Here is a 19,846-nt window from a genome sequence, read left to right as displayed (position 1 = left end):
TTAATATCAAGATATATGATATCGGTTCTCCTGTCAACCGTTATTTTTAAACGCCATTACAAAAAGCGTGCAGACCGTAGTCTACACGCAAAATTCATGATTGCTTTTTATAAAGTCATTCCGCCAGCTTCCTGATTTCATTGTCGGTCAGCGCCTTGTTATACATCCGCACCTCATCCAAGCTTCCGTTAAAGTAAGGGTCGGCCGCAAACCGGCTTTTACCTAAATAAGCTTCCGTTGTCAGCAGTTCATTCGGATTCAGCTTCATATGATCTCCGGCTGCCACGACTTGACCGTTCACGTACAATTTGCCCGTATCCCCTTGAAGGGTCACGGCTACATGCGTCCATGCATTTACCGGAAGCGGCGCGCTGCTAAGGAGGCTCTGGTCTCCGCCATTACCGTGAATCGTAAACTGGAGGACGCCGGCGTGCTGGGTTGGCGTCAGGAACATATGCCTAGCGAGCCCGCTGCCGGCATCCAGCACTCGCTGCCATGGTGCTCCACCCTTCCAATATACCCAAGCAGCAAAGGTAAAGTCCTCTGTATCCGTAACCCGATTCGGCAGTTCAATATAGCCGTCCGAGCCGTTAAAGTCCATTCCGCCTCCCTGCCAGCTCTTCTCATTCCACTGGACCCCACCATGAACCTTCCCATGAAATCCGTTATCCGAGGTGTCGAACACCGTGCCTTCTTTATTCTCGCTGAATGGATAGTTCAGCAGCAATGGCCCTGCCGACTGCTGCAGCACGGTCACGTCAAAGGCTTTGGAAGTTTTCGCTTTGCCTTTCGTAATCTGGGCGATCAGCGTAACCTTCGCGTCCCCCGCCCCGGCTGCAGGACGATTCAGCTTACCCTCCGTCGATATGACCTCGGGATGAGAGGAGGTCCAGCGAATGACGGCACCGCCGGAAGCTTCGGACGGCAAAGCCAGATCGTAGAAAATTCCGCTCACATCCCCAAGGGACAGGTCCTTCTTCACGGCATCCACGAGTTCCCTGTCGCTACGATCAAGCTGACGCGCACCCCACACCGCTGTACCGTCCGCCGAAAGGGCCGTAAAGGTCATCACCTGCCGCTTCGCCTCCGGGTCCCACTGCAGAGTCAGTACGCCTTTATAACTCTTCCCATCCAGATTAAGCATTACATCCCGCTTTCCACTGATCTTCCATGTCCCGGATGCCCCACCCGTCACTTTACCGTTCTTATGAAGCTCAATCGGCACTGATTCTTTGATGACGGACGAAATATCTTTACCGTGTTGAATCAGCTTGTAGTCTCCAGCCGCATCATTCGGCGTAATTTTCTTGGATTCCTTGGCCTCCTCGCCCGCATAGCGGTATGGAGCCGATACCGGCCAGCCGTCCTGGTTCATATACAATTCATGCACCCGGATTTCATGCTCTTCTCCCCGCTGCGGGAAGCGGCTGTGAAAGATAAGGAATGTCCTTCCTCTCCGCTCATCGTAGTAGACGGAGTTATGGCCCGGCGACACGGCCCCGGTGCCGATCCCCGTTCCCGGATCGCCAATCAAGCGCTTGAACAAGTAATTTCCCATCAGCTTTACGCCATACGGCTCAATCGACCGGTCATCAAAAAGCGGAAGGGACGGATCGGCCTTCACCTCTGTCATATCGTTGCCCTCCGCATCGTAGAAAGGACCATCCGGATTTTTGGAGCGGACGACCCGCATATTGTAGCCGCCAACTGCATCCAATCCCCCGTAGGACAGATACAGGTAATAATAGTCCGTGGCAGGGTTATAAAGCATGTAAGGCCCTTCGATCCGGCTGTGGTTCCCCCCCAGCAGCTTCTTGCCGTATCCTTGCCCAGGCAGCGGTTTTCCGGTCTTGGGATCCATCTCCATAATGAAAATGCCACCGGAATAGGAGCCGTATACCATCCACAGCTTGCCGTTCTTATCGAAGAACACATCCGGATCGACGACATTCGGGTGCTTTGTTGCATCATAGATGGTTCCATCTTCACTGATCTCGTCCCACATGCCGGATTTCAGAATGATGCCGGTATCCTTATACGGGCCTTCGATCTGATCGGCAACGGCGATCCCCATGGCGGATCGCGGGGAATCCCCTTTGCAGGCGTTATAGTACATATAGAATTTGCCATCTGCCAGCTGAATCACGTCAGCCGCCCACAACGTATCGCTTTGCGCCCATTCCAGCGTTTCTTTTAGCTCTTCCGTTACGTTCGGAATCAGTGGATTGCCGGTTGCGACTCCGGACGCGACCATATCCCAGCTCATCAGGTCCTTCGATTTGGCCGCAGCCAGATGGGAACCGAACACATAGTATGTATCTCCTGTTTTGATCACGGACGGATCGTGCACGGAAGCCTCCCGGAATACCGGTGCCTTCTCCCCCTTCTTCAGCGGGGCTGCCTCCGCGTAAACGTCCGGACTGCTTGATGCGGGCCCTTGGCCTGCAGTGCCTAAGCCCCCAGCCATCAAAACTGCGGCTATCCCTGCCGCAGCCGTCTTGCGCAGCATGCTCTTGTTCATACGCTTCTCCCTTCGTTTCGCTCTTTTTTGTAAACCCTTTCATAAATAAAAAACAAGATGTCCATTACGATAAAACCTCTGGTTGTTTAATTTAGAATAATATAAAATGTTTTATATTTGATAAGATATTAACACTGCTCAACATAAAATATCAATGCGAATTTTTATCATTTTTTGCTATAAATCAATTATTGGTAGGAAAGTCCTAAAAAACCCCGATCCAATACGGATCGGGGTTTTATTTTATATTTACATGAAGTTAAACAGCGTAATGTTTTAATATGTCCACCAGTTACCCGACATGACGATCATCGAGAACAGCTTAATGCTTTCCTCATAATATCCCTCTGCAGATGCGTTCGCCGTGTAACTCCATACCGAATTCAGCCAGCTCTGGTGGCTGGACGAAGTCATCGCACTTACGCCAAAAGGAGCATAGAACGCCCCACTGTTATAGGTCACCAGCGCGGTGCCGTTCAGGTTATACCCTGCCTTGACGTTGGCAGGATTACTGCTTGTGGCTGATTTAATGAATGTGTTCATCTTGTTCAATTGATTCAGCGCGCGCGTATCGCCGGTCATCAGATAGTCGGTCGTAATCCGCCAAGGTGTCCGGGACGAATTGTAATAGTATTTTCCATCATTCGCCCCTTCCAGGAATCCCCCTTCCGCCGGCTGATAATTGCTGCCCGACATGACGACGAAATCCGGAAGCAAGCCGGTATTGGAGCTGTAGCCGTTATAAATGGAGTTGATGATGGTATAGGTTTTGTTAATGACGTTATCCCAACGGGCATCGCCGGTAGCCGCACGGAATGCCTTCATATGGTTCAGCATGAAATCCGATGGCCGCGTGGCGGTGTCGAAAATGCCGCTGGTTGCCCAATCGCCTAAGCGCAGCGTCCACTGCGACTGATTCACGTCATTGCTCATGATCGCATTGATTATATCCTTAGCTGCCTGGAGGTAATTAATCGATCCACTGCTTCCCCACTGCTTGTCCGCCAGCAGGAGTGCATAAGCAATGTCCATATCGCCGTCCGTTGCCGAATTGGCTCCCCCTATATTCTGAAAGCTGCTGTTCTGCTTCCAAGCCATCAGGTACGGATTGTTATTACTCGGATGCGCCTTGTAATAGCGATAAAGTCCGTCGAAATACGACTGTGCGTTACTGTCGTAACCCGCCATCAGAACAGTGAAGAGCATCCCGTAGCCATGAGCCTCGGACACCGTCTCGCCCGCCGAATTGTATTTTACGTAATATTGCCCTGTCGCTGCAGGCTTCAAGAAAGACCCTTTCCAGCTGTTCCATTTGCTCTTGACCGCATTGTCCATCGCTGACTGCGTCACATGGTTTGGTTTAATCGAACCGCTCGTATACGACGTATGTTGGGGAAACGGCTTGTTGGCCGCCAGAGACAATCCGGCTGGCAAGATCAGTAGAACAGCACAGAACAACACAGCCGACTTACGGATGATCGAATTTCGGAATACTTTCATCACGCTTCGCTCCTTTGTTTTTCGAATTGGAAAGCCATTACCACTACAGTCTGGTAAACCGGTTTCGAATAAACCACCACCCTTCCAATGATCGATGGAAACGAGGGAACTGCCGCTTGTATGTATGAACAAGAAGAATAGATATGTAACTGTCTCCATATAAAATGAGATATTATCCATATCTACTACTAGTATAATAGAATTGTATATTATTGTAAATTAATAGTTTCGCAGACAGGATTCGTCCACAAGCAAAAAAGCCGCCTTTCCGCTAGCAGTATTCACTGCCCGGAAAGACGGCAATCACTATTCCGCTTGGCCTCTCTAGTCGGTCCCCGCACCGACCGCCTCCGAATCGTATCTAAATATCGTCCCCAGCGTCGTTGATCCGGGGCCATACCGCTCATAAGCCTTGCCAGCTTCATCCACGGGGACCACATGCGAGATCAGCGGTTTGACCGAGATTCTCCCCTCGGCCAATAAACGGATATATTCCGCGATGTTGCGACCTTCCGTCCAGCGCACAAAGCCGATCGGATAATCCGTGTTACGGAGTTCATAACTTGCGTCGTACCGGCCCGGACCGCCGGCCCGCGATATGAGCACCTGCGCTTCCTTGCCAAACATCCGGTCCCGCGCGTACGTCATGGATAAATCGCCAACGATGACGATTTTCCCCTTATCCCGAATCCATGTCATCGACGCGTTGATGAGCTCTTCCCCGGGACCGCTTGCGCACAGAATGACGCTGTCGGCTCCATGCCCGCCCGTCATTATGCCAATCTGCTCCTCAAGCCGTTCCTGATTGTCATAGGCATAAGGAATATGCCGCTTCAATCCCTGAACCCGCTCCGGATTCAGATCAAATCCCGCAACGGGACAAGCCGCCGCGTGAGCGATCTGGGCAATCATCTGCCCCAGGATGCCAAGCCCGACCACCACGGCCGATTCGCCGAAGCGCAGATCCGCTATCCGCAGGGCATGGATCGCAATCGCTCCCAGTCCCGCAAACGCGGCTTCCTGCGGGTCTACTCCATCCGGAACGATCGCCGTCAGGTTCGAAGGCACGGTAAGCCACTGGGCATGGCGCACGTAAGGTGCTCCATAGCAGGCCACCCGTTGACCGACGGCAAGTCCCTTCACGCCTTCTCCCAAGTCTTCGACGATCCCCGCGGCGCTGTAACCCATAATGACTTTTTGATCCGATGCTCTTCGTATAAAGATCATCTCCGTGCCCGGGCTGACCGCCGAGTATTCGGTACGAATCAGCACATGACCTGCCGGCAATTCGGCCGGCTTCTCGATTTGATCAACGATCACTTTTCCATGAATCGTGGCAACAGCCTTCAATATGAACCCTCCTGCTCCACCTTATTTTCCTGATGCTTTTCGATATTCGCTCGGCGATACGCCGCTATACTTCTTAAACGTTGTCGTAAATGTGGAAGAGTTCGAATACCCCGTTTTCTCTCCGATTTCGGCAATGCTGAGATCCGTGTTCCGGAGATATTCACGTGCGTGCGATAGTCGGACCTTGTTCAAATACTCCACATAATTCACGCCGAATGTTTTCTTGAAATAATTCGAGAAATATTTGGAGCTTGTATCCAGCACCTCGGCCATATGGTCCAAATACAGATTCTCCATATAATGAAGTTCGATGTATTGCGAGATGAAGGCGGGATTCAGCTTGCTCCGCGGATCATGGTTCCGCGTGTTGGCCACCACGCGCATCACTTCCATCAGCGCCTTCTGAATCTCTTCATAGGTAAAGGCTTGGTCAACCTTGCGGATGAAATCACTCTCCAGCAAAAACAGCTCGTTGCGGTCAACGGACGGCGAATCCGCCTGCTTCATGACCAGAAAGAACATGCTCTTGGCAATATGCACCATCTGATGATGGTGGATGTGAAGATCCGCATTCTGCTGAAAAATGTCACTCACGATCTGCAGGCCTTCATCCACCTTGCCGCTCAGCATGCAGTTGCTCAGCTTCTCAATCTTCTGAAGCGGATAATAAATATCCGGGACATAACGGATTTGCTCCGTATCGACCATATCCGTGTCCGCATTCACGTTCCGGTATAACCGGCCATCCTTAATGTTCCGGTATGCCTCGCAGCAGTTGCTGATCTTGGATTCATACGTACGGCTTACGCAGCCCCACACCGTGAACATATCCGTATACTCCTGGTTGCACAGGCGGATATACTCTTCGAATTTCCGTAGCAGCTGTTTGCGGTCCGAGGGCTGATCCAAACCGATGAGCGCGAGGAACCTCAGCTCTTCGACATGATAAACCACCACATGTTCATAGCGTCCCTGCAGGCTGCTTCGGATCTGGGCCGTCAATTCCTCCAGGACAAAATCCGCCTTGGATGCTCCCTTGCCGGCAGGCTGCAAATACACGGCCGCCATCATGAAATGCCGGCACTGAAAAAAATGCGTGTAATGCTTCTGCATCTGCATTTCCTGCTCGCGCGAATGGTGATGGCCGTCCAGCGTTTGCAGAAACACGCCGCGGCGAATATCTTCATCCACCAGGTCCATCTGCTTCTTCAGGGATTCATTCTCCCGTTGGACCTTGATGATGCCGCTCTGGATTTTTACAAAATCATTCCCTTTCAGAGAACTTCCCCCGAGCAGCTGCACGATGTTCTTCACGGGCCGGTACAGATAAATGCTGAGCAGCACCGACAGAATGACGTTCAACGCAATCGCGCCGTACATGATCCACGTATTGGCATTGGTAACGGAATCGATATTTTGAAACTTGTACGGCAGCTTGTTGATATATATAAAACCGTTATAGTCCGACTTGTAAAAATTGTACTCAAAATCGTCATGCGTGAGGGAGGCTTCCTGCGACGGGTTAAAGTATACGTCGTTTAGAATCCCTACCAGATCCAGATCCTTCTCGGTGCTCAAGATGACGTTCCGGTTCGCATCCAGCACGATGAGCGAGGCTCCCGGAATCATCGAATTCAGATCGATCCCTTTAAGCAATCGGTTCACGTTAATCAGGATCATCAGGTTTTTGTTCGACATTCTGACCTTGTTGCCGTCTACGGCAATCATCAGGTTCCGGCCGTACCCGCTGCTCTGATCCGCATAAACCTCCGCTGGAAAAACCGTAAGCTCGTGCTCCGATCGGGTAAACGTCTTCCAGAACATCGAGTTGAACTTCTGGGATTTGTATCGCCTGTCAAACAATGCGTCCAGATTGCTGGTTCCGCGTGTCGTAATGGCCAAATCGTGATTGTCGAACGAAATGACCACATCTTCCACGATATCCACGTTGGATACGATGCTGGTGACGCTGTCCTGCAGAGAGATAACTTTCTCCATGTCAAGTTTGCCGTTATCCAACTGCATCCGGTCCGAAGGAAGCGCATGAATGTTAAAAATCAAATTGTTAATGGAGGAGAAACTGGTATCAAACGACTGAATAATATTTCTGATCACCATCCGGTTGTTCTCGCTCACCTTGTCGTAAATTCCGGTAATGGAATTCTTGTACACGATGTAATTGAATATGAACATGATGCCGATGACCAGTTGCAGAGCGAAGAAAATCTGGAGCAAGCCTCTGTTGGCGATCAATCGATTCATACGGATTCACCTCTCTTGGATGTCATCCCTTCATATTCAACATGATAGCCCCCGGCACCTTCCCATCACCCCTTTTCGGAACCGAGCATGACCCCTTTGGCAAAATACTTCTGGGCAAACGGATAGATCAGCAGCACCGGAATCATCGACAACACGATCGTTGCGTTCTTCATGGCCTGCGGAGCAAGCGCCGACGCATCCACCAGGCTCGGATTGCTTCCGTTCTCGCTGAAAATCAGCATATCGCGAAGCACGACCTGAAGCGGGTACATATTCGCGTCGTTCAGGTAAATCAGCGGGATAAAAAAGCTGTTCCAATGGCCCATGAAATAAAACAATCCGATCGAGGCCAGCGCCGGTTTGGACAGCGGAAGCACAATCTGGAACAGGATGCGGTACTCGGAAGCGCCGTCGACGACGGCTGCCTCGCGCAGGGATTCCGACATGTTCTCGTAGAAGCTTTTGAGGATTAACAGCTCAAAGGTCCAGATCGCATTCGGAAGCACGAGTGCCCATACGCTGTCCAGCAGGCCAAGCTCGGATACGATCAGGTAGTTCGGAATGATCCCCGGATTCAGGAACATGGTCATGATGATTGCCAGCAGGAAAAATTTGCGCCCGAAGAAATTTTTGCGAGCGAGCGGATAAGCCGCTACCGCCGTAAGCAGCAGGTTAATGGCCGTACCGAGCGCTGTATAAAAAATCGTATTCAGATAGGCGCGCGGCACCCGGTCGTCGTTCAGCACCTGGGCATAGGCGTCGAGATTAAAACCCTTGGGAAACAAGGTGATATTCCCCTGCACCACTTCGGAGGTCGCGCTGAGGGAAACGGCGGTGATATAGACGACGGGGTACACGGTAATAATGGCAAGGCATGTCAGAATCAGCGTGTTGATAATGCCGAATAACGAGATGTTTCGAAGGCTGAATCGTTTGTTGTTTACCATAGTCCGCTACCTCCCAGTCGCTTGCTGAAGTAGTTGGAGGACAGCAGCAATATCATGGCGACAACGGCTTCGAACAAGCCCACGGCCGCGCCATAGCTATAGTTGCTCTCCAGAAGGCCTTTCCGGTAGACATAAGTCGAGAATACGTCCGCCACCTCGTAAGTCATCGGATTGTAAAGCAGCAATACCTTTTCGTATCCGATCCGAAGCATCGACCCGGTCTTCAAGACAAACATGATAATAATCGTTGGAAGAATGGCGGGAATCGTGATTTTAAAAATCATGTGGCGCCTTTTGGCACCATCCACCTTGGCCGCTTCGTAAAGCGACGGGCTGATCCCTGCAATCGCAGCCATATAGATGATAGCCTCATAACCGACGGTTGCCCAGATATCCGATGAAACATAGATGGTTCTAAACCAGCTCGGCTCAATTAGAAAATAGGTCTTCTCGAAACCTAACGCCGCGATCAGCTGGTTAATGATCCCCTGATTGGGCGACAGGAAGTCGATAATCATGCTGCTTATAATGACCACGGACAGGAACGAAGGCAGATAGCTGAGCGTTTGAACCGACTTTTTGAACCATTTCACTCTGACCTCGTTAAGGAGAATCGCCAGAATGATGGGAAAAGGAAAGCCGAAAATCAAATTGTATACGCCAAGAAGGAGCGTATTCTTGAACAACAGCCAGAAATCCGGACTGCCGAAAAATTTCTCGAAATGCTTGAGCCCTACCCATTCGCTCTCCATGATGCCGGTAAATACGCTGTAGTCCTTGAAGGCAATGATCAAGCCGTACAGGGGCCCGTATCGGAAAATAACATAAAACAACAGGCACGGGATAAACAGAATCAACAGCTGTCTGTCCCGCTTCATATGCTGAAAGGCCGAAACCATTCTTCTCCCAAACCCGCCGCGGGGTTTGGCGAGATTTGTCTCTGTCCCTGCACTTGACATGGTGTTCCCTCCTTTAGATGATGAGCAGCACCCGAGCGTTGTACCCGGATGCCGCCATCACTCCTATTTCTTCTGCGGATTATTTCGTGGCTTCATCCAATCTCTTCTGGGCTGCGTTGAAAATATCGACGATTTGCTTGGCTCCCTGCTTCTCAGCCTGTGCCTGCCATTGCTGCCACTGCGCATCGCCGTAGTTTTTGTTGAGAATGTATTTGGCGTTAAATTCATCCGCCAATTTCTTCAGCGAGGTTTGGATTTCCGCAATCGTTGCGGTTTCGTCATCCGTAAAGTTCACGACCGGATCCAGCGGCTCGAATTTATTGCCGTTCAGGAGCTTATCCTGAGCCTCCTGCTCCTTCTCCGTATAGTTGAAGTACACGCTGCGCTTGTCGGAATTGACATACACTCCTTGCAGCCACAGGCCATAGCGGTCCTCCAGCACGCTGATATCCACCAGAGGCACGTCGGTCAGCTCCGGATAGACGGCTTTATCGCCTTCCATCTTGAACGTCTCGCCTTCCACGCCCATCGTCACCAGCGTGGCGCCGGACGGGCTCGTCAGGTAATCGAGCAGCTTCAGGGAAGCTTCCTTGTTGTCATTGTTGGCTACCGCGATGCTGAAGCCGTTCGTAATGCTCTCAATCGTCTTGCCGTTTCCGGTCGGCCCGACCGGATTGCCGTATCGCAGATCATAGTTCGGATTTTGGTCCTTGACCTGGTTGTAGAACAGGTCCAAACGTCCGATCCAGTCATAGGTCACAAAGGATTTGTTGCCTGACGTCATTTTCGCCGTCCAGGAATCGTCGGTGTCCGTCATGAATTCCGGATCGAGGAGTCCCTCGTTGTACAGCTTCTTCATGAAATCGAGCATTTCTTTATGCTCGGGCTGTATGGTAGCGTACTTCCATACCTTGGCCGTCTCGTCGTAATACGTCGGATAGTTGGCTCCGCCGATTCCCCAGCCGAAGGCCCAATCGCGGAAAATGTGCTCTTTCGTTTTGGAAGCATAAGGATAGGAGTCGGGATAAGCTTCTTTCAATTTTTTGAGAGCCTGGTAAAACTCATCGGTATTCGTCCATTCCTTGATGCCCAGCTCATCGAAGATGTCTTTGCGGTACAGGAAGCCGTGGTTCACGTCACGGTTGATGTTTGCAACCGGCCAGGTATAGATGTTGCCGGATTCGTCTCCGTAGGACGGAATGACCCAAGGATTCTCGTCCACATACATTTTTTTGAAGTTCGGCAGCATGTCGAGATATTCGTTAATAGCAACGACAGCTTTCTGTTTGCCGATCTTCTTCAGCTCCGGAGGCGTCAATCCGTGGATGATGTCCGGGAGCTTGCCGGATGCAACGGTTACTTTCAGCTTGTCTTGAAACGTAGCCGAAGAATAAGCTTGGAAATTCACTTTGATTCCGGTTCGCTTCTCGATCTCCTTGGCAAACAAGGAATCATTCAGGTTGGTTTTCTCGCTGACGACCATCCAATTGATCGTTGTCGGTTTATCGACCAGCGGAAGCGCGAGACCGCCAGTATCCCCATATTGATCTGGATCTGCCGGTGCCGTTGGAGGTGCTGTTTCTCCGTCCGTTTCGGGAGCTGCCTCTTTATTTCCTCCGCTGCATGCGGCCAAGATCGAAATGATTAATGTGAACACGAGTGCCATACGAAACCACTTCTTTGTCATGTGCGTTCCTCCTCTAAATCCATCATTTGATTGTGGCTGACTGAATCTGTGCGATCGCTACTCTACCCCCGTCATTTCTTCTCATCTGTGTGTCTTTGCTTACTTATACGGTCCTCGTTACAAATTAAGATGCTCCCTATCATTCCTCCTTGTTGACGAAGATCCCAAGCTAAAGCGCAGGGAATATTCTAAAATGATCGGGTATCCGATACCGATCGTCCGGCACGGAATTTTCTACCCATCCACATCATAAAAACGCTTCCACGATTCGTAAAGAAGCGTATTTCGGCGAGATGCTGTTTTTTCTCATCCAAGCGGATAAAATGCCGAAAACCCGCATAGTATCAGGCTTTTTGAGCGTGTGGAAATTGCTAAAGCGGTAGAAATAGATAAAAAAATAGAGGGATTTCATAACGAAATCCCTCACGGAGCATGTTAAATTTCTTCTCTTCCTCATCGTACCTTAAAGAAGCAGAACGTCTTAGGCGTTATAGGAAAATGGGTGTGAAATCAATCACCAGTTTCATCTTTCTTGGCTTTGGCACCCTTTTCCCTTAATTTCTTGCCTTCCTTGCCGTACAGATCCTTCAGGATCTTCTTGCCGGTCGGCGTCTGCGCAAGTCCGCCTTTCGCCGTTTCCCTGTGCTTAGACGGCATGGCCGTGCCGACTTCCAGCATCACGTCGATCACTTCGTCGGATGGAATGACGCTGCGCACGCCGGCCAGCGCCATATCCGATGCCGCCAGCGCCGTCACGGCGCCGAAGCCGTTGCGCACGATGCAAGGAATCTCGACCAGCCCGCCAACCGGATCACAGATGAGTCCCAAGGAATTCTTGAGCGCGAGCCCCACGGCATGAACGGCCTGCTCCGGCGTACCGCCCCGCAGCTCTGTCAATGCGCCTGCCGCCATGCCGATAGCCGATCCAACCTCTGCCTGACAGCCGCCCTCCGCGCCGGAAATAAACGAGTTGTTGGCTATGACGTAGCCGATCGCGCCTGCGCTGAACAGCCCCATCACCAAATGCTCGTCTTCCCAGCCGAAGCGTTCCTGGGTGCTGACGAACACCCCGGGAATAATGCCGCATGAGCCCGCTGTCGGCGTCGCCACGATGCGCCCCATGGAGGCATTTACCTCGGACACGGACAGGGCGTAGGCCAGCGCCGTGCAAGCGTCGGTACCGAGCGCGGGTACCCCGCTGCTCATATATTGATGGACACGCACGGCATCGCCGCCGGTCAGGCCGCTTTTGGAAGGGACGGGTTCATGGATCCCCCGGTGCACCGCTTCCTTCATGATGCCGTAGTAATCGGCCATTTGCTTGAACGTCTCGTCCCGGCTTTTTCCCGTTTCCTTGATCTGTTCATTCAGCATCAGCTGGCCGATCGTAACCTGATCCTCCTGGCAGCATGCGATGATCTGCTCCAGCGTAGAAAACTTCATGACTGCGCCTCCTCTACTGTCAAATCCGCAACGACGACGCGGTGCACGCTCGGCAGTCCTTCGATATGCTTCATCAGCTCGGCCGGAACCGCTTCGTCCGACTCCACCACCGTCATGGCATCGCCGCCCCTTCCCTTGCGGTCCACGTCCATATAGGCAATGTTGACGCCGCCGGCCTCCAGGAGCCGGGTGATATGCGCGACCATGCCCGGCGTATCATCATGAAAGACCAGCAGCACCGGATAATTCATCGTAAACTTGACGTCAAAGCCGTTCACGCGCAGCATTTCCACGCTGCCTCCGCCAATGGAAGCGCCTGCAATGACATCGGTATGATCACCGTCCGTCAGCCTCAGCTCCACGGTATTCGGGTGAAAAGCCACATTCTGTGCCGTCTTGAATGTAAGTTCAATGCCTGCCGCTTCGGCAAGCTCGATCGAATTCCGGATGCGCATATCGTCCGTGGCAAAATCGAGCAGTCCGCCCACCACAGCCAGATCGGTGCCATGGCCGCGGTAGGTTTCGGCAAAGGATCCATAGAATACAATTTCCGCCTGATCGGGGAATGCTCCAAATATGCGCCGCGCAGCTCTTCCGATCCGCACGGCCCCAGCGGTATGAGAGCTGGACGGCCCCACCATGCTGGGCCCAATAATAGAAAACACATCTTTAAACCGCATGCGCGATTCCCCACTTTCGACTATTCTGCCCTCATTGTATCAGTCCGCCAGCCAACTTTCCAAGTGCTCCCGAATAAAATCGTCATCGTTCAGATGCGGATAGTCTCTGTAGACTCTGTCAATCTCTTCTGATTGGCCGGGAGACAACGTTTCATGCGGATTCAGGCACCATGTGCCTTGCAGCAGCCCCTGCCTGCGGAGCACCTCATGGATGCCCGGAATACAGCCTGCAAACTGATGCGCGGGATCGAAAAAGGCGGCATTGGCGTCGGTAATCTCCACATTGCGTGTCAGCCATTCCTTTGCGAATCGATCCTGTGTGCGGGCCTCCTTGATCTCTTCCAGCAGCTCCACCGCCTTCTTGGTCCAGACCGCCCAGTGACCGAGCAGACCGCCGACGATAGGCTTGGCGACCAACGTTCCGTCCACCTGGAATTGATACGTCGTAAGCAAATCATTGACGATGTTATCATCGTTCCCCGTATAGAGCGCAATGTCATCTCTGCGGCTCGAATAACAGACGGCACGAACGACGTCAATCGTCTGGTAGCGGTTGAAGGGAGCCATCTTGATCGCAACGATATTCGGAATTTCGGCGAAGGACCGCCAGAAGTCAAAGGAGAAAATCTTGCCGCCAACCGATGGCTGAAGATAGAAACCGATCACCGGCATCCTCTTCGCAATCTCCTCCGTGCGCTCCAGAATATCCTCTTCGCTCCAGCCGCTTAACCCGCCCATGCTGAGGAGGACGGCATCATAGCCGAGCTTGCGGGCGATCTCCGTTTCCTCCACGGCCTGATCCGTTTCGCCGCATACGCCGGCCACCAACATGAAGGGCCGGTCAAGCTCTGCCTTGCGGACCTCTTCCGCCGCGAGCCGCAGCACGGGTTCATACAAGTCAATGCCTTTGTCGCGGATCTCGAATTGGGTCGAATGAACGCCGACCGCCACACCGCCCGCACCGGATGCCGCATAATAGCGGGTTAATGCCCGCTGGCGGCGTTCATCCAGCTTCCGGTTCTCGTCCAAAGCCAGCGGGTGCGCCGGAATGACGAGCCCTTCGTGAAGGGCTTTAAGCTTCTCGGGGGCCAAACGTTGAGTTACAGGAACCTGTCCGCTCATTAGAATTTCCCCTTTCTCTCTTGGAAGTGAGTCGGCTTATTCCAGCTCTCACCGCCGGATTGCACCCATGCTGCGGTCCAGTCCAGCATCTGCAGCAGAGACACCTTCGGATAACCGAACAGCTGGTGGGATTTCGCAGCATTGTTCAGAAGTGCGGTCTCGGATTCCGTACCCGTAAAGGTCACTTCCTTGCCCATCCGTGCCGCCAATTCCTGTGCCGCCCAGCGAATCGACATCGTCTCCGGTCCGGTGATGTTGATGATTTCGGGAGGCGAGCTGCAATGCAGGAGCGAACGGAGCGCCATCTCGTTGGCATCCCCTTGCCATATAATATTCGCATGCCCCATCGCCAGGTGAATCGGGCGGTCCTCGTGGATCGATCTGGCGAGCTCATGCAAAACGCCGTACCGCATATCGATGGCGTAATTCAGACGGTAAATGGCCATCGGCGTACCGTTCTGGTGGGAGAAATATTCAAAGACGCGCTCTCTGCCGAGACAGGATTGCGCATATTCCCCGACCGGCTCCGGCGCAACGGATTCGTTGACTCCGCCGCTGCCCACCGGCGAGAACGGATACACATTCCCCGATGAGAACACCACCATGCGGGATTGCTTGAATTTCTCGGCCACCCGGCCCGGCAAATACGAGTTCATCGCCCAAGTAAAATATTCGCGGCCGGTCGTGCCGAATTTGTTCCCGGCCATATAGATCACGTTCGGAGCCTCGGGCAGCTGCTGCAGCTCCACGTCGTTCAGCAGGTCGCACGAAATCGTCTGTACACCCGCCTCCTCCAGCTCGCGCCTGGCCTCCTGGTTCGAGAACCGGGATACGCCGATGATCCGTTTGCCGCCACCGCCTTCGCGTACGGCGTTGGCAGCCAGCCTTGCAAGACTTGGACCCATTTTTCCCCCGACACCCAGGACAAGGATATCCCCCTCCAAAGACGCCAGATCGGCAACAAGCTGTGCTGAAGGCTCAGCCAGCTTCGCTTCTAATTCTGCAACGGTTAACATGAACAATCTCCTCCTCCGATTAATGATTCATCTTCATCATACGGCCCCGCTTGATATAAAGACAAATCTTTAAATCGTCTTTAAATAGATAGAGATGCACTAATCCGTTTCGGCGGCTTACCAGCGAGAAATGGGGATTTTACCGGGACCGCTGCTACAGACTCATGACTCATCATGACAATACATAAAAAAAAGCCCCCTGATGTCAGGGAGCAAACGAAACGTTCAGCACGATGTATCGAAGCACGAAGAAGGCAATGATAAAGGAGGCTGCCAATCCCAGCATCGTGAAGATGACCATTTTCTCAAACCGAGTAAATTTGACCTTAATTTTATTCATCACGATCACCTCACCTTCCATTATAGTACATATCTGATATCCTATTCCAGAAAGTTGAATCTGAATATTTGCCTTGGCCGCCTTCCCCTGGATTTTCGGCTGTTTCTAATTTCGCAAACTAGAGGTGATTGCCACAATGAAGCTCAAGTCGTATTCGAATCTGCTCCTGCGTTATTCGTCTTCCAATCGTTTTTCCTCGTTCTCATGGCCTTCCACACGCCCTTGCTCAGATGTCGGCCCGTTATTGAGCAACTTTCGTATTCGGGCTGCCTCTTCCCTTTTCCGCTGACCCGATTTTCGCGCCAGCCATAGGATGATCAGAACGAAGGCCGCGATGACCAATACGGGAAGCGAGCCTGAAAGGATGACGATAATCCATTGGACGATGATGGTGATCACGTCGATGCTGCCCTGAAAAGCTTCGGAAACCCGCTGCCCGAGCGGCGCCTGAATGGCGGACGGTTTGGGATCATCCTTTTTTTGAGGCGTCTCGTAAAGCCGGATTTCCACCGTGGAGTAAGACACGTTTTGGTCAATGTAACGCATCCGGCCTTTCATCTGCTCGATTTCCGATTGAATACGCTCCAGCTCGTTGGCAAAAGCGACAAGGTCAGTCGTTTTGGTCGCTTTTTTCATGAAGGCGACGAACTGCTCCTCCATGATTTGCTTTGCCTTGAGCCTGGATTCCAAATCGACGTATTCCTCGGTCACGTCCTGCCCTTCGATGCTTCGCTGCAGGTTTTCATGCGCAATGTTCTCCAAACGGTTTAAAAAGGAGGAGAAACCGTTTGCAGGAACTTTCACAATAAACGTGCCACCTTTTTCGCTGCTGGACTGGGTTTCGCTGAAATTAACGATATAACCGCCGGAGAGCGTCACCGAGTTCCGGACTTCCGACTGCGCTTTTCCATAGTCCTGAATCTCCATCACGATATTTGCTTTGTACATCAGCTTTTGGTTGAGTCCGCTTGACAAATCCTGCGAGTTAAAGCCAGTGCCGGAAACCTGGGCAGACGATGGCATATTCGGAAGCTGGGCATCCGCCGATGCCGGCTCCTCGACGCTGGTCTTGCTCGTAACCGCCGTTTCGCTTTTGGCTTCCGCCTCACCTCCATCTGTTTTGTTTGAGGCTTGATCGGCCGATGTTGCTTGCGGTTCGACGACCGCGGCACCTCCGGCGCTTTTGTCTTGAGAACCCGAAGAGCAGCCGCTGACCAGCAATACGATAAGCATCAAAGCAGCAATCCATGAACCCCGCTTTCCCATACTTCAACCCCCTGTAGATAAATATTTTCCATTTTATCTACTAACGGTTCCATCATCTGGAAGGTTGCGAGCACGCTAAAAAAATTATTAAAGCGGGGCCATTACTTCGAGAAACCCTTGCCCGCTCCATGTATCGCTTCGCCGTATACGGTAAGTACGAAGGTCATTGTCAATGCACACCGGCATGTTCAAACTGGCCTGCAGCTTTTCCGGAACTCTCCTGGCAGATAGCCTGTCATTTCGCGACTTTGTTTCCGAACAATCGGCATCAAGCGATAGAGGAGGAAAATCATGAAACTAGAGTTTATCGCGACGAATTAACGGACACCATATTGGCCGACCTGGACCGTATTTGACATGTCGATATGGCACCACCGCGCCTTTTTCGTTAGAAAAACGGTGCAGGAAAAGCGCCTCCTCCGTCGCATAACGGAAGAGGCGCCCGTTCCCAAAGCAATTTCGCAGCGCTACTCCAAAAACGTAAATCTGAAGATTTGCCTTGGCCTTCCTCTAGGCACCTTCTCGATTCCGGCAACCTCGACCAAATCATTGTCGGTCCACAGCTGGAGCAGCCGATGTGCACTGCGGACGGTAATGTCCAGCAGGTGAGCGAGCTCATGGACCTTGTATTCATATTTACCCGAACGGGCACGCTGGTTCAGCAGCTTGCTTAAATAGGCACTCGTCATTCCGGCATCCTCTGCCCGCTTGATCAGCTCTGCATCCGTAAAAGACAGTACTTCCTGTACAGGATCTGCCATCTCCAGCGGTCCTATCAGCGTTCCATCCTCTCGGACAATAAAGCAGGCGTTGCCGCCAACCTCCTTTGATTTCCGCATCGCAATGCGTGCATTGGTTCCCGCCATGCTCGCCGATTGGCCGAAACCCATGCCGATACTGAGCGAAATACCATAGGTTTTGTTCACGTCTTTGGCCAAGGGAATCGTTTTGTAGCCGCCGGTTTCCCGTTCAAAGATGCCGCGCGTCGTGAAGAACAGATACTCGTCCCCACCCAGATGGGTCAAATAACCATCCAGCGATTCCACATAATCGAGCACCATCCGGTGAATATCCAGCTTCAGCTTCTGCACCTCGTGCTCATTATTCCGTCTTAACGCCTGGGTTCCAAAATCATCTATATTGATCATCCCGACCACGATCTGACCTTCCCTGCTCCGGCGGGATGCCGTGGACAGCAAAGCCCGCTCCAGCGATACCACGATATCCTGATCGGAAGGCAGCAGCCACTCATTAGGGACCCCGAGCCTCGTCAGCTCATGGGCCACCGATTCCACACCCGTGAATGCAACGGAGCACCCGCCGGATTCATATTGAAGACGGTGAAAATCAATCAGCTTCCCCTTCGGGGCATAAGCCGGTCCATCGTAAATAACAGCTTGTACAGCTGGGATACCCAGATCCCTTATCGTCCGGACCACCATCGTCTCCGTTAAAGTATCCACCGATATGCCGCCACCCAGTCTTCCCCGCTGCCCGGCATGAAACAGCGCTTTATATAAACCCGCGTCCGTGACGGGGACATAATGCACAGGGATCGAGACCTGCCCAAGCTCCTTCACCTTGCGCTGAGACAGCGGATCCGAGAGGAACAACACCTCAACCTCGCCTCCGATCCGCTCAGCCAATGCCGGCGCTTCGCCATCATCCTGAAAAACAAGCGGCACGGGGTCAAAGGAGGGAAAGGATTCAATAACCTTCAAGATTTTATCAACGATCGTCTGGGTTCCGATAATACCGATACGAATTTGCTGGACAGGAAGTTGCCTCCGCTCCGTCACGTTTCCTTCACTCCCATCTTTCCCATTTCCGACAGGCCGCTTATCGGCAAGCCGGCATGGATACCTAAATCATACCCGCTATCGAAAATTTGGCAAGTGAAACGCGGTCCTCCCCGCATAAACGAATGCACCCTGCGTACTGCCCGAGCGTTGACTTGTTGTCTCATGCGATAACCATCATGACACCGCGAGCCAGAACAAACACATACCCAAAAGCAACAAAAAAGAGCCATTACGGCTCTTTAATAGGCTTACTATCCTGGATATATATCGAATTCATGAATCATGGCAGGTGCACGGTCCGGGTATGCTTGGATGCTATTGACCATATGCCGATTATTCACACATGAGGCTACCAGCCCAGATCCAGAGTCTGTCCCGTCTCCGCATAGGTCTTCAAAATGCTCATGACCATCCACCAGCTGTCCGCTGCCTTGGCGCGGGACGGATGATCCGGCGTGTATTGATCATTGACGAGCGTCAGCTTGGTACAATTCCCAACCGGCTCGAGGGTGAACGTAATGCGGGACTCCAACTCCTCATGATTCGCGTAATACGACGGACCCGGATGCTCGGAGAGACTCAGTGTCTTCTGCGGCTCATAAGCCAGAACATTCCCATAGACATGAACCGTCTCCTCCCCGTCATTCCCCGGTCCCACATAAGCGTAAGGCTCCCCTACTTGAAAAGAAGACCTCAGCTCACTCCCGAAAAAGGTGGCCCGCGTTCCCTCCGGCGAAGTTAAGACATCCCATACCTTCTCCGGCGAAGCTCCGATATAAAACTCATATTGTAACGGCTCCATGCGGCTTTCTCCTCCTAATATCCATAAAATGTGCAGGAAGACCGGCTTGTCCTCCTGTGATATGATGATGTTATCAAGCAGCTGTGATCCAAGTATTGTAAAAATGCGACAATCTGCAACCTGTGGAATCACTTCAAGCTCAAGTCACA

Annotated in this window: 15 protein-coding genes; all 15 read right to left on the bottom strand. The window is 52.1% G+C overall.

What is annotated here, in order from left to right:
- Nucleotides 1-115: 115 nt before the first annotated feature.
- The 15 genes from abnB to OHJ21_RS22805 all read right to left on the bottom strand — a co-directional run bounded on the left by abnB (nucleotide 116) and on the right by OHJ21_RS22805 (nucleotide 19,697).
- The gene (gene abnB / locus OHJ21_RS22875) at nucleotides 116-2,521 is read right to left on the bottom strand and encodes an arabinan endo-1,5-alpha-L-arabinosidase AbnB (protein ID WP_100539914.1); all 2,406 of its coding nucleotides are present in this window, start codon (nucleotides 2,519-2,521) and stop codon (nucleotides 116-118) included.
- A 276-nt stretch (nucleotides 2,522-2,797) separates the two neighbouring features.
- Entirely contained in the window at nucleotides 2,798-4,021 is a 1,224-nt protein-coding gene (locus OHJ21_RS22870; protein WP_100539913.1) for a family 8 glycosyl hydrolase, read from the bottom strand.
- A gap of 324 nt (nucleotides 4,022-4,345) precedes the next feature.
- Nucleotides 4,346-5,371, bottom strand: a complete 1,026-nt coding sequence (locus tag OHJ21_RS22865; protein ID WP_100539912.1) for a zinc-dependent alcohol dehydrogenase — start codon at nucleotides 5,369-5,371, stop codon at nucleotides 4,346-4,348.
- Nucleotides 5,372-5,392: 21 nt separating this feature from the next.
- Nucleotides 5,393-7,633, bottom strand: coding sequence for a helix-turn-helix domain-containing protein (locus OHJ21_RS22860; protein WP_100539911.1), 2,241 nt, complete (start codon nucleotides 7,631-7,633; stop codon nucleotides 5,393-5,395).
- Nucleotides 7,634-7,698: 65 nt separating this feature from the next.
- Entirely contained in the window at nucleotides 7,699-8,580 is an 882-nt protein-coding gene (locus OHJ21_RS22855; protein ID WP_009595681.1) for a carbohydrate ABC transporter permease, read from the bottom strand.
- Nucleotides 8,574-9,539 carry an ABC transporter permease gene (locus OHJ21_RS22850; RefSeq protein WP_009595687.1) on the bottom strand — a complete coding sequence of 322 codons (966 nt, stop codon included), beginning with the start codon at nucleotides 9,537-9,539 and terminating at the stop codon, nucleotides 8,574-8,576. Before OHJ21_RS22850 ends, OHJ21_RS22855 begins: the two co-directional genes overlap by 7 nt.
- Nucleotides 9,540-9,618: 79 nt before the next feature.
- Nucleotides 9,619-11,226: an extracellular solute-binding protein gene (locus OHJ21_RS22845; protein ID WP_009595683.1), complete on the bottom strand. Its 1,608-nt coding sequence runs from the start codon at nucleotides 11,224-11,226 to the stop codon at nucleotides 9,619-9,621.
- A gap of 510 nt (nucleotides 11,227-11,736) precedes the next feature.
- Entirely contained in the window at nucleotides 11,737-12,669 is a 933-nt protein-coding gene (sdaAA, locus tag OHJ21_RS22840) for an L-serine ammonia-lyase, iron-sulfur-dependent, subunit alpha (RefSeq protein WP_100539910.1), read from the bottom strand.
- Nucleotides 12,666-13,349 carry an L-serine ammonia-lyase, iron-sulfur-dependent subunit beta gene (sdaAB, locus tag OHJ21_RS22835; RefSeq protein ID WP_100539909.1) on the bottom strand — a complete coding sequence of 228 codons (684 nt, stop codon included), beginning with the start codon at nucleotides 13,347-13,349 and terminating at the stop codon, nucleotides 12,666-12,668. Before sdaAB ends, sdaAA begins: the two co-directional genes overlap by 4 nt.
- Before the next feature lie 39 nt (nucleotides 13,350-13,388).
- On the bottom strand, nucleotides 13,389-14,471 hold the full coding sequence (locus OHJ21_RS22830; protein WP_100539908.1) for a dihydrodipicolinate synthase family protein: 1,083 nt from the start codon (nucleotides 14,469-14,471) through the stop codon (nucleotides 13,389-13,391).
- On the bottom strand, nucleotides 14,471-15,487 hold the full coding sequence (locus OHJ21_RS22825) for an NAD-dependent epimerase/dehydratase family protein (protein WP_100539907.1): 1,017 nt from the start codon (nucleotides 15,485-15,487) through the stop codon (nucleotides 14,471-14,473). Before OHJ21_RS22825 ends, OHJ21_RS22830 begins: the two co-directional genes overlap by 1 nt.
- 205 nt (nucleotides 15,488-15,692) lie before the next feature.
- Entirely contained in the window at nucleotides 15,693-15,827 is a 135-nt protein-coding gene (locus tag OHJ21_RS22820; RefSeq protein ID WP_279300474.1) for a hypothetical protein, read from the bottom strand.
- 171 nt (nucleotides 15,828-15,998) lie between these two features.
- The gene (locus tag OHJ21_RS22815) at nucleotides 15,999-17,093 is read right to left on the bottom strand and encodes a DUF4349 domain-containing protein (RefSeq protein WP_100539906.1); all 1,095 of its coding nucleotides are present in this window, start codon (nucleotides 17,091-17,093) and stop codon (nucleotides 15,999-16,001) included.
- Nucleotides 17,094-17,560: 467 nt separating this feature from the next.
- Nucleotides 17,561-18,892, bottom strand: a complete 1,332-nt coding sequence (locus OHJ21_RS22810; protein WP_100539905.1) for a hypothetical protein — start codon at nucleotides 18,890-18,892, stop codon at nucleotides 17,561-17,563.
- 352 nt (nucleotides 18,893-19,244) lie between these two features.
- Nucleotides 19,245-19,697: an SRPBCC family protein gene (locus OHJ21_RS22805; RefSeq protein ID WP_100539904.1), complete on the bottom strand. Its 453-nt coding sequence runs from the start codon at nucleotides 19,695-19,697 to the stop codon at nucleotides 19,245-19,247.
- Between the last annotated feature and the right edge of the window lie 149 nt (nucleotides 19,698-19,846).

Source organism: Virgibacillus sp. LDC1, from assembly GCF_025792345.1.
GTDB lineage: Bacteria > Bacillota > Bacilli > Paenibacillales > Paenibacillaceae > Paenibacillus_AQ > Paenibacillus_AQ lautus.
This window is presented reverse-complemented; position numbering and strand designations above follow the sequence as displayed.